The 11594-nt window shown below is 49.0% G+C and carries 10 protein-coding genes; 5 read left to right on the forward strand and 5 right to left on the reverse strand.

Going from position 1 to position 11594, the window contains the following annotated elements; translation table 11 throughout:
- On the forward strand, positions 1–847 hold an 847-nt coding region (locus KDK15_RS02510; protein WP_257293794.1), incomplete at its 5' end, for a hypothetical protein.
- A 123-nt stretch (positions 848–970) separates the two neighbouring features.
- Here KDK15_RS02510 and rplI read toward each other — a convergent pair.
- The 4 genes from rplI to rpsF form a co-directional block, all read right to left on the reverse strand.
- Positions 971–1417, reverse strand: a complete 447-nt coding sequence (rplI, locus tag KDK15_RS02515) for a 50S ribosomal protein L9 (RefSeq protein ID WP_257293795.1) — start codon at positions 1415–1417, stop codon at positions 971–973.
- 25 nt (positions 1418–1442) lie between these two features.
- On the reverse strand, positions 1443–2315 hold the full coding sequence (locus KDK15_RS02520; protein ID WP_257293796.1) for a hypothetical protein: 873 nt from the start codon (positions 2313–2315) through the stop codon (positions 1443–1445).
- Between the two features lie 21 nt (positions 2316–2336).
- Entirely contained in the window at positions 2337–2561 is a 225-nt protein-coding gene (gene rpsR / locus KDK15_RS02525) for a 30S ribosomal protein S18 (RefSeq protein WP_020584246.1), read from the reverse strand.
- A gap of 110 nt (positions 2562–2671) precedes the next feature.
- A complete protein-coding gene (rpsF, locus tag KDK15_RS02530) occupies positions 2672–3100 on the reverse strand; it encodes a 30S ribosomal protein S6 (protein WP_257293797.1) in 429 nt (142 codons plus the stop codon).
- A gap of 590 nt (positions 3101–3690) precedes the next feature.
- Here rpsF and KDK15_RS02535 point away from each other — a divergent pair.
- The 4 genes from KDK15_RS02535 (at position 3691) to KDK15_RS02550 (ending at position 10479) form a co-directional block, all read left to right on the forward strand.
- The gene (locus tag KDK15_RS02535) at positions 3691–5463 is read left to right on the forward strand and encodes an autotransporter assembly complex family protein (protein ID WP_257293798.1); all 1773 of its coding nucleotides are present in this window, start codon (positions 3691–3693) and stop codon (positions 5461–5463) included.
- Positions 5460–9335, forward strand: coding sequence for a translocation/assembly module TamB domain-containing protein (locus KDK15_RS02540; protein ID WP_257293799.1), 3876 nt, complete (start codon positions 5460–5462; stop codon positions 9333–9335). Before KDK15_RS02535 ends, KDK15_RS02540 begins: the two co-directional genes overlap by 4 nt.
- A gap of 60 nt (positions 9336–9395) precedes the next feature.
- A complete protein-coding gene (locus KDK15_RS02545; RefSeq protein ID WP_257293800.1) occupies positions 9396–9674 on the forward strand; it encodes a hypothetical protein in 279 nt (92 codons plus the stop codon).
- A gap of 85 nt (positions 9675–9759) precedes the next feature.
- Positions 9760–10479: a hypothetical protein gene (locus KDK15_RS02550; protein WP_257293801.1), complete on the forward strand. Its 720-nt coding sequence runs from the start codon at positions 9760–9762 to the stop codon at positions 10477–10479.
- 72 nt (positions 10480–10551) lie between these two features.
- Here the strand turns inward: KDK15_RS02550 and rlmB are convergent, their stop codons facing one another.
- The gene (gene rlmB / locus KDK15_RS02555; RefSeq protein WP_257293802.1) at positions 10552–11286 is read right to left on the reverse strand and encodes a 23S rRNA (guanosine(2251)-2'-O)-methyltransferase RlmB; all 735 of its coding nucleotides are present in this window, start codon (positions 11284–11286) and stop codon (positions 10552–10554) included.
- Positions 11287–11594: the final 308 nt, after the last annotated feature.

Here is an 11594-nt window from a genome sequence, read left to right on the forward strand (position 1 = left end):
ACTTGGCCAGCAAGATGAAGTCTCCCGAAAACCAGGCTCCATACCCTTAACCATGGATTTTCTGGGTAATCTACTGCTGAGCCATAACGTGCATAGAATTGGTATGTGTACGGGACTTGGATTTGATGAGTTAAAGGCATTACAAACTTGTACCGGAGACAAACCGCAGCTCCTGGCTTATCGCCTGTCAAAGAAACTGACTGAAACCGAACGGGGCCTTGAAACGGGTCATCTTTATCGGGCGTTGCAATGGCTGGATGACAAGGATGCGCTGGCCTATTTCCCGCAACAACAAACCGATGAGTTTCTGAGTTGTCTGCCTGAGCAGACCGTTAGCAACATCCAGCAGGGAATGGCTTATATTTCAGCATTCAGCCAGATCCCCGCCACAGCCGATGGAACTGAATGGATCTTGGCGATTGCCTGCAAAATCGGCTTGCCCAGGAGGAAATTTGATCACATTCCTATCTCCTGTGATCCTGGCTGGAACCTCATCCGCTACCTTTTTGCAGCCGGAGAATCCCCATCACCACAAAGGATTAAAGAACTTGTTGAGTGGTCCGGGCAATTGAAGTTGGCAAAAGACCTTCTGAGTGAGTCGGGTGATAACGAGTCATCAGCCTATCGTTGCCCCATTGGTGGAAATTTAATTTCATGGCCGGCAGCAATAGACAAAAAGCAAAACCAGGGTGGGCCACAGACCGTGTATTTTGAGCATGGCCTGCTGTTTGAATGGGTTAATAAACACCCCATCCATCCGTTAACATCAGCAGCACTTAACGTGAAAGAGATAAGGACTCACTGTCCAGAATTTTTTGAGCAACTTATTGCAACGCTCAACGGTTAATCTCAGGACAGCCCTTCTCTCCGTAGAAAGGGAAAACAACCGATGAATTGCCATAAAACCGGGTTAAAAAAACCGGAGACCCGTTAGAGTTCCGGTTTTTAATCTATCTGTTAACCGAACTGATTATTCAGCTTCGATGAACACCTTGATAGTCGCAGCAACATCAGAATGCAGCTGGATGCCAACATCGTACTCACCAACGGCACGGATTGGGCCTTCTGGCAGACGGATTTCGCTCTTGGCAACAGTAACACCGGCAGAAGTGATGGCTTCAGCCAGGTCACGGGGACCGATGGAACCGAACAGCTTGCCTTCGTCGCCTGCTTTGGCGATCAGGGTCAGTTCGATTTCAGCCATTTCTTCAGCGCGCTTCTGAGCACTGCTCAGTTGGTCGTTAGCCGCGTTCTCAAGCTCAGCGCGACGAGCTTCAAAAGTAGCCAGATTCTCTGCAGTGGCAGGCAGGGCCTTACCAAAAGGAATCAGAAAGTTACGGCCATAACCGTTTTTAACGGTGACCTTGTCGCCCAGCTTACCAAGCTTGGCAATTTTTTCGAGCAGGATTACTTCCATTTCGCTAGCCTCTATCTAGTACCTGTCACCTCTGATGCAGTCGGTTATTCGCGCGGGCGCGAAAATCAAAAAGACTGTCCAGACATGCAGTTAAAACAATGACCGGGTACGCCAGTTGCGTGACAAAAATCAACAGGATGTAAAACCCTACCAACCAGAAGCTTCCCAGTTGTCTCATGCCCACCAGCCCGTGGATCATGGCAAGCCCCGCCACCAGCAATGGCAGCGTAGCAGCAGGAACCAGCACCAGCAGGAAAGGAACAAAGGTTGCTCCCACCAGGGTAAATGCCAGAAGCCCCATGGCTACCGGTAACCGCAGGCGGATCTGGTGAAACTCTTCACGGAATCCACCCGGGTTATAAAGCTGCGCCTGCCAGGATCTGGCCAGCACCAGCCCGAGGATGCAGCTCACCAGGTTAAACCAGGTGACCACACCAATAACCCCGTATTCTACCAACGGCCTGATGCCCGCTACTAAGTCGTCCGTACTCTGCCCTGCCTGCTTAATGTAGTCACGAATAAATGTCATGACCAGATCGCTGATCAGGGCGATTTGCTGTGGAGTCAGCTGCGCCATAACCAAAGCGATTAAAGCTCCGGCCGGCAGCAGCGCCAGTAGTGTTTTCTGCCAGGAAACCGTTTGGCGTAATACCAGGGCCAAAGCCACGGTAGTTGTCAAACCGATGATCGTGGAGAACTGTCCCATGGCTGCCCAGGCAATACCCGGCAGCACAGCCCAGGTGAGTATTTTCAGCCCTTCACTGGCACCACGACGTAGTACCACCAGTGACATGATGGCTGCACTCACCCAGAACAGCATGGGAATACAGGCAAACACAGTGGCCAGGATCATTGCCTGTTTCGGGCCACGCATTACCAGTTCCGCCAGTCCACGCATCAGCTATACCCTATGAATAAATCAGTGACGATCGGTGTATGGCAGCAGAGCCACGTAACGAGCGCGCTTGATCGCTGTTGCCAGCTGACGCTGGTAACGAGCCTTGGTACCGGTGATACGGCTAGGAACGATCTTGCCGGTTTCAGAAACATAAGCTTTCAGAGTGTTCAGATCTTTGTAATCGATCTCTTTCACGCCTTCAGCGGTAAAACGGCAGAACTTTCTGCGACGGAAAAAACGTGCCATGGCAACGCCTCCTTGGATTTATGCTTGTATGGTAAAGAGCTGCTTGAAGCAGAAACCTGAGCAGTCATGAACGATAAGATAAATAGTCGTAAACGACTGAGCGTCAGGTCTTACTCTTCAGACTCTTCTACTTCGTCTTCAACGGCTTCTTCAGAGGCTCGTTCTTCACGGCGGTCTTCACGGCGGTCTTCACGACGATCGTCACGACGATCACGCTTTTCTTCAGACTGCAGCATGATAGAAGCTTCCGTGATGGCTTCATCACGACGAATAACCATGTTACGGATAACCGCGTCGTTGTAGCGGAAGTTTTCCGTCAGCTCATCCAGAGTTTCGTTACCACACTCAATGTTCATGAGAACGTAGTGAGCCTTGTGGATCTTGTTGATTGGGTAAGCCAGCTGGCGACGACCCCAGTCTTCAAGACGATGTACCTTGCCACCATTTTCGGTGATAGCGCGAGTGTAGCGCTCAACCATGGCAGGTACTTGCTCGCTCTGGTCCGGATGGACCAGGAAAACGATTTCGTAATGACGCATTATTTGCTCCTTACGGGTTAAATAGCCTCCTGCAATTTTTACCTCCGACATCCGGATTCTATAAAGCAGTAAGGCAAGGAGAGTGTGAGCGCAGGCGCCCACCGATTACTTCATCCACAATGGACAGCCTGATCAACTTTTGACCAAAAAGGCTCCATTGAGAATCAAATATACACCGGACAGATTGACCGGAGCATACAAAGAGCCGGAATTTTAGAGATTTGTTACGTTGGTTGCAAGGGGAGACACGGTCTGCCTCATTGGTAATATCCGATATCAACGTGGTGATTTACCCCGCTTCAGGTATTCAGGCAAATTCTGAAAATAAACAGTAGGTCCTCTCCTGTCAGTAAGCTGAAAACATACTCATCCCGTTTGGCCAATAATGCTTTAAGGCATCAAAAGGGCAATATGAAACAATAAGTTATGCAAAAGGAAAGGATGGCTGCTCAAATGGCTGTGTGGCAAATCCATTCAACGATGAGAGTCATGCTCCAAAGGTCGATATAGATTCCAGAGAGCGCGAACGCTCAGCTTTATCCATTTTACCGTTTTTATTGCCGGGAATGCGTAGCCACTATCATTAAGTTATGGCCGATCACGAAAGCACAGCACTTATCTATCCACCGAAGCGGCGAATCGGCCTGTGGCTGCTTATCATCCTGTTTTTTTCTGCATCAGCCTGGGCGGCAAAACCTCTGACCTATAAAATCAACGGGCTAGACAAAGCATTACTGCAAAATGCAACGCTCTATCTTGATAACCTGCCTGCCATCAAACCCGGACAACTGGATGAATACCGGCATGAAATCCGGGAGGCCCTGCAAAAATCACTAATGGCCCTGGGTTATTACCAGCCCACCATTGACTTTCACAGAAGCAAAAAGGCAACCAGTCAGCTCACCATCACTATCAACCCGGGTCAGCCAGTGATTGTCCAGTCCCTGCAAATCAATCTGGAAGGTGATGCCAGAAAAGACAGTGCGTTTACTCAGCTGATCAGGCAGAACCGGCTAAAAGTAGGCGATGTCCTGAATGATGGCCAATATGAGTCGCTGAAAAAAGGACTCAATCAACTGGCCCTGGCCCGTGGTTATTTTGATGCAGACCTGAGTGAACACCAGATCAAAGTCTACCCGGCCCAACATCGGGCTGATATTACCCTGACCATGAAATCCGGCAGACGATACCGGTTCGGACCGGTTATTTATGACGCCCCGGTTAGTGAAGCTACCCGAGAGTTGCTGAACACCATGATCAATTTTGCACCGGGGCAACCCTATCGCTCTGAACAGCTCAGCCAGTTGAACTTGGACTTTTCCGCAACCGGATACTTTAAATCCATTGAAGTCCGCCCCCTCAAAGATAAAGCGGTTGATGGTGAAGTTCCGATTTTCGTCAGTGTGATACCCAAAACAGCCTGGGAGTTGGAGACAGGCATTGGTTTCTCTACGGACGAAGGCCCGAGGGTATCCCTGAGTATTGATAACCCATGGATGGATAAAAAAGGGCACAGTTTTACCAGCGATATTAAAGTGTCCCAAACAGGTCAGGAACTAAGCGGGCGCTATAAAATCCCCTATGGCAACCCTCTGCTCGAATACTACAGCCTGGATAGCGGTTTCCAGAGAACTTCAGTACAGGATACAGACAGTCAACTCGTTTCCGCTTCTATTAATAAATGGAAAAAGCGACCGGGTAACTGGGACCAGAACTTTTTTATCCGGGTAGATTATGAGAACTACACCCAGGGGCTGCAAAACAGCAATAACCTGTTGCTAATACCCGGCATGTCATTTGACCGCCGGAAAGTGGTTGGCACCCCAACGGATCCCCGCTCCGGACACCTCTACAACCTGAAAATCGAAACCTCTGCCAAAGCCTGGCAGTCTGATGCTGACTTTATCAAAGTGTGGGGCCGGGCCAAATGGCTGACCACGTTTTACCAGCATCATCGGTTGATCAGCAGAATCGAGCAAGGCGCCATCTGGGTGGATGACATTCAAAATATCCCTCCCTCCATTCGCTTCTTTACCGGTGGTGACCAGACGGTCCGTGGTTACAGTTATGACAGCCTATCCCCAAGGGACAGCAGCGGCCAGCTGATTGGCGGCCAGTACCTTTCGGTAGCCAGTATTGAGTATGACTATGAAATTGTTGAAAACTGGCGGGTCGCCTTATTTGTTGACAGCGGAACCGCAACTAACTCCTACCAAAAAGGTCAGGTTGAATGGCAAACAGGGGCAGGTCCGGGCATACGCTGGGTTACGCCCTTAGGTCCTTTGAAACTGGATTTTGCTTTTGCGATCAGTGAGCCTGGCTCTCCCTGGCAAATCCACTTTTCCATGGGGCCGGATTTATGAGCAACGCTCCAGACCATAAATCTGAATATGCCGGGACTGCCCCGGTAGAGCCAGATCAATACCTGAACAGCGTATCTTTGATAAAGCGGTGCCTATTAGTCACAGCCGTCTTCCTGATTACCTTGGTCTCACTGCTGCTGTTTACTCACACCGGCAACACCCTGCTCTGGCGCCAACTGATCAACGCTCTTCCAGCGCTTGATGGGGAGCTGGCTGAGGGTCAGCTGATGACGGGCTGGAATATTAAGAACCTCCGATGGCAAGACAGCCAGATCGCGTTTCAGGCCGATGATATAACGCTTAAGTGGCAACTCGGAAAACTGTTAACAAGGCAACTGCCGATTCAACTGTTGGAAATCGAAGGCGGCAACCTTGAGATTCAGCCAACGGTGGCAGCAACCGAACCGTCAGCACCGACCACTCCCGATACAACCCTGAATTTTCCGCTGGATATTCTGATCAACCAGATCCATATCCAGGATTTTGATGTCACCTTTTCAGGAACCACGGTTTCCCTGGATACCTTTGCAGCAACCGTCCGTATACAGAATAGTCAGCTGTTTATCCCTGAAGTTCGGGCAGACAACCTGCAGATTGTGTTAATAGGCCAGCAAAGCGCAACGTCCACCCCAAAAGCGTTAACACCCAACAAACAAACGTCGGCAGGGATTGATCTCTCAAGGATCACACTTCCGGAAATAAAACTCCCAATGCCCATCAGTCTGGAAAATTTCACACTAACCAATGCCCGCTACCAGCAGGGTGATATTGATGAAACCCTTAAAGCGCTGGAGCTGAGTTTCAACTGGCAAGCGACTCACATCACCCACCTGAAACTCAAGGCAGAACAAACCAGGGCAAATATTCTTGTAAACGGTGAGATACAGCTATCTGAAAGCTATCCATTAAGCCTGAATCTGGATGCCACCCTTCTGGATGATTTCAATATTCCCGGGCTGACAGCCATTAAAGGCGATAAGCTATCACTGGAAGCCTCGGGAGATCTCAGTCAACTGCAGTTGCGGCTTGCCACCCGAGGCTCCATCAATACCACACTTGAGGGAAATATTGGCCTTTTTGCCCCCAACTTCCCGCTAAGCGTTGCCCTGAAATGGCCGGAACTCCAATGGCCGCTGCAAGAAAACGAACCCGGGGTTTCAGTCGGCAATGGCTTAGCCAGGATCACTGGCAACCTGAATCAGTATCAGCTCTCACTGGACACATCCATTAACGTGGCTAAGCAGCCAGCAACCCAACTGAGTTTGGTCACCTCTGGCAGTTTGCAACAGCTAAATATTGAAGCACTGTCACTCAGTCCTGCTGATGAAAGCAATCTTTCCGAAAAACCGCTGGAACTGACCGGAACAATTAACTGGAAAGATGGAATTCATTGGCAAGGACATATTCTGCTCTCAAAACTACAGCCAGAATTATGGCTACGGGATCTTCCCGGAAGGCTGAGCGGCAAAGTAACGACTCAATTCATAATGGCAGATGGTTCATGGCAGCTAAGCATTCCGGAACTGATTATCAATGGCTCATTACTGAATAATCCCCTTGAGTTGACTGGAAAACTGGCATCTGAGGGTCAGGTCAGGCCAATGGCCGCTTTACCCTTCAAGGTTAATATTCACCGCTTTTATGCAGCGCTTGGCGAGAACCGTCTTAACATCAGTGGCCAAATCGCAGAACAGTTATCCCTGAGTGCCAAACTTGATGCAAAGTCTTTGGATATGATTACCCCAGACCTGAAAGGCTCGTTACACGGCAGCGTTAAGCTATCAGGGAGCGATAAACATCCAAAGCTTTCATTCAGCTTTGATAGCCCATCCATAGATGTTCAACAGACCAGTATCAACCGGTTACAAGTTAATGGCGAATTAACCAGAGCAACCTTACTGGAAGGTAAAACCACGGTTGAGGCAGACTCTGTAAACAGTGGCAATATTCAGCTGAAAAACTTGCTGTTGATTGCCAATGGCAGTGAACGGAATCATCAAATATCCCTCAAAACTCAAGGTGAGCCGGTAGCCGGTGAGTTACAGATTAACGGAGTTTGGCAGGGCGCCCATGGTAACAGCCGTGGCAAATGGCAGGGACAGTTAGCCAGTGCCAGGGTAATCACACCGCTGGATACCTGGTCTCTGGAGCAGCCTGTCACCATCGGGCTGAATGCTAGCGATGAAACAGTGAAACTGACGGATCAATGCTGGCTGGCCAAACCGGCAAGGCTCTGTATTGATGCATCAACATTTTCAGCCAACCATGGAACAACACGCTTTCGGCTATCAGACTTTAACCTGTCAACCCTGAAACCATTGCTGCCAGGCAACCTTAACTGGCAGGCCATACTCTCGGGCAGTGGTAATATCCAATGGGATAGCGGCCAGCCAATAGCCCATATCCAAATCCAGACGACACCGGGTGAAGTTACCAGTAACTCAGACAATTCAGCTTCTGTGAACTATCAAAAACTCTCCACCGTGATTAACCTGAAGGAGGATAATTTACAGGCAGAGTTTGACTTTGACTCAAAACAGCTGGGGTTCGCTCACATCAATCTGGCCATCGACAATATGCACAGTGACCAGACACTGAGTGGGCAAGCCAGACTGCAGGATATGCGTCTGTACTTTCTGCAACCACTGATTCCGGATATCAGTCATATTGATGGCATTTTATCCGCTGACACACGCATGGGGGGAACCCTGAAAGAACCCTTGCTGTTTGGCAACCTGAAACTCCGTGCAGGACGGTTGGCCGCTAAACAGGAAATGGTCAAAGTCAGCCATCTGATCACTGAGCTGAATGTGGTTGGCAATAAAGCCGAAGTCAGTGGCCGCATGAAGATAGACGACGGTGACATGAAGCTGTCAGGTCATCTCGACTGGCAACAGCTGCCCCCTTCCGGTGTTATTGACATAAAAGGGCAAAACCTGGGAGCCAGAGTTCCGGGCATCCTCCAGCTGAGAGCCTCCCCCGATTTGAGGCTGACCATTGGAGAAGCGCAAACCCTGACCGGTAACATCACCATTCCCTGGGCAAGAGCGAGCATCAAACAACTGCCCGGGCAAGCCGTTACTCCCTCTGATGATGTCGTGATTATCACCCCGGGAACCAGAAAAACACTGTTGCCTGCAGGTCCGCCATTCACCATGGATGTGAATGTGGTTTTAGGCAAAGACATCAAAATCGACGCCTATGGGCTGAAATCAGACCTTGGTGGCCAATTGCTGCTTAATCTTCAACCCGGAAAACCAATGACTGCCGATGGCTCTATTCAACTGACCAGCGGCCGCTATCATCAATTCGGTCAGGACCTGCTGATTAAAGAGGGCAATATTATTTTCTCTGGCCCGCTGTCAAGCCCATACCTGGCGGTGAACGCTATTCGCAACCCTGAAAGCATAGAAGGCGATGTATCAGTAGGTATTCAGGTTAGAGGAGCACCATCCCGGCCGGAGTTTTCTATCTATTCGGACCCATCCCTGCCACAGCAGGAACAGTGGTCTTATCTGCTCAGAGGGCGGGGACTCGAAGATGGTGACAATTCGGCAGTACAAACCATGCTGATCGGTTTCGGTGTCAGCCAGTTTGGCGGCGTAGTTACCTCCATTGGTGAAAAAATTGGCTTCTCGGATGTCACTCTCGACACCCAGGGCAGTGGTGATGACACCCGGGTCACCATTGGCGGCACGATTGCTCCGGGCCTGCGGGTGCAATATGGCGCAGGCGTATTTAACTCCATCGCCGAAGTAAAAGTACGTTATGAATTAATGCCCCGACTTTATCTTCAGGCGATCAGTGGTCTCGCTCAGGCCATAGACCTGTTTTATCAATTCAAAATTGAAACAGGCAATCATAAGAATTAAAAATGAACTTCTTTGATTCATTCAAGTCAATTTCTAATATCAGGCGGATCAGAGAGAATAATGTGGACGCAACTATTTAGTAGTAGTAGTAGTAGTAGTAGTAGTAGTAGTAGTAGTAGTAGTAATGGTAGTAGTATTATCAGCAGCAGCACCGGGGGATTGGCTAGCGTCGGTACTGGTAATATGGGTTTAGAGACTACCTTTCCCGCCACTTCATCATCAAGAACCATTTTCAGTGTCAGTAGCCCTGATACTCAGTTGCGATCGGCTCATGAAAACCCATCAGAAGATTCCTGTAACGCGGGTAAGTCGTTAGTTTCCAGGGCGATATCAGGGTGAGTATTTGTCAGGCAAGGTTGATCCTGAGGAAATAAAGAAGATTGTCGAGCGCAATGTGGCTAATGCCAGATTGCGTTCTACCGGATTGCGTTCTGAAGGAGCCATGTCAGACCGATCAGGCACAGCTGATATTGACGGCGGTAGTGAATCCATTGTTAACAGGGCAGATTCAGCAGTCTCTGTTTGGCATATTGAAACACTTGGGCGCGGGACTATTTGCCAAATCGATCGATTTACTATTGATGGACGGGATTTTGCTGTTAAATCACTCTCACCGGAATTGGCAAAAGACATTACCATTGATGTTGGTATCCAGAATCTGGTTTACACGCCATTACCTCCGCAATTTCAGGAATTTTTAAAAGAATTCATTGAGTCTTTTCGTGAAAGCTTTGGACAGGATATCATCCCCCCAACTGATGATTTACAACAATACCAGAATGAAGCTACCGTTGGAGAAGCTTGCAGCCAGATTTATCACTGGTTAAAAGATAACGGGCACTATTCTGATACGGAGGAGCCCGTTCTAACAGAAGCCATGTTTGTCAGTATATTGCCACGATTTTTGATCTGGCTTGCGATGGATCATATGGATAAAGAGATGGTAACGGCTGACCAGCTAACTGTGCAAAGAGTTGCAGGTGTTCCTTTTGACCACTTTTTTGTTCGAAATCTGGGTTTTCGGACAAGTCCGAGTGATCCTTTATTATTGCGGGTTAAGTGGCAGTTATCTGCATATCGTAAATTTATAGCATCCCAAGAGGAGCAATTGGATCATCCGCTGCACCCAAGCCAGTCTTTTTGAACTGGCTTGGTGAATCGGTGATTTATTCAAAGACGAGTTTCACTGAAATCCAGGGCAACAAGGTGGTGACAATCATTGCCTCTGTCGAACCGCCTCAAATAAACACACCCCGGTAGCAACCGACACATTAAGGCTACTGACAGAACCGGCCATTGGAATAAAAATCAGCGAGTCACACAGGTCTCTGGTCAGGCGACGCATTCCTTTCCCTTCTGCGCCCATGACCAGAGCCAGAGCGCCGGTTAAATCTGACTGATAGAGATTGCCGGAACTCTCACCTGCCGTTCCAATCATCCAGATACCTCGCTCCTTGAGCCATGCCATACTCCGTGCCAGGTTAGTCACCTGAATCAGAGGTACATTGTCGGCCGCACCACAGGCCACCTTGGTTGCTGTGGCATTGAGACTGGCCGACTTATCTTTGGGCACAATAACCCCATGCACGCCTGCCGCATCGGCGGTCCGCAGGCAGGCCCCCAGATTGTGTGGGTCAGTAACACCATCCAGAATCAACAAAAATGGTGGTTTATCCAGTCCATCAAGGATATCCTCCAGATCTTCTTCCCGGTAAACCCGGGCAGCAGAGACTCTGGCCATAATGCCCTGATGCACACCATCCACTTTGGCATCCAGACGGCTGCGCTCAACAAATCGGACAGAAACGCCCTGATCTCTGGCCTGATCCACCAGGGCATTGATACGCTTATCCGTACGACCTTTCTGGACCTGAAGTTCTAATAATCTTTCGGGCGACCGCTCAAACAGGCTCTGCACTGCATGCAGGCCAAATACTACGTCATTGCTCATTGATTTCTCTTTTGAAAACCTTAACAGGCCATAAAACGGGATTTTAGCAAAACTGGAAGGGCAGGAATTATTACTGATTTTTAAACGACAACTGCCAGAATAAGCATGGTCTATGAGCTACTGGATTCATTTCCTGTTCGTCATCTGCTGCATTAGTTCCTTATGAATACTTAGATTTTTAACTAATTCTGCCTCTATGGTGTTTTTCCTCTAGCGAAAGGTGATAAGTAGTTAACCAAATGAAATCATATTTTCTGACTAAGTAATCAGTCACTCTGCGGCGTTACAACTCCGGTCACATAGCTACG

The organism is Endozoicomonas sp. YOMI1 (genome assembly GCF_024606345.1).
Taxonomy (GTDB): domain Bacteria; phylum Pseudomonadota; class Gammaproteobacteria; order Pseudomonadales; family Endozoicomonadaceae; genus Endozoicomonas.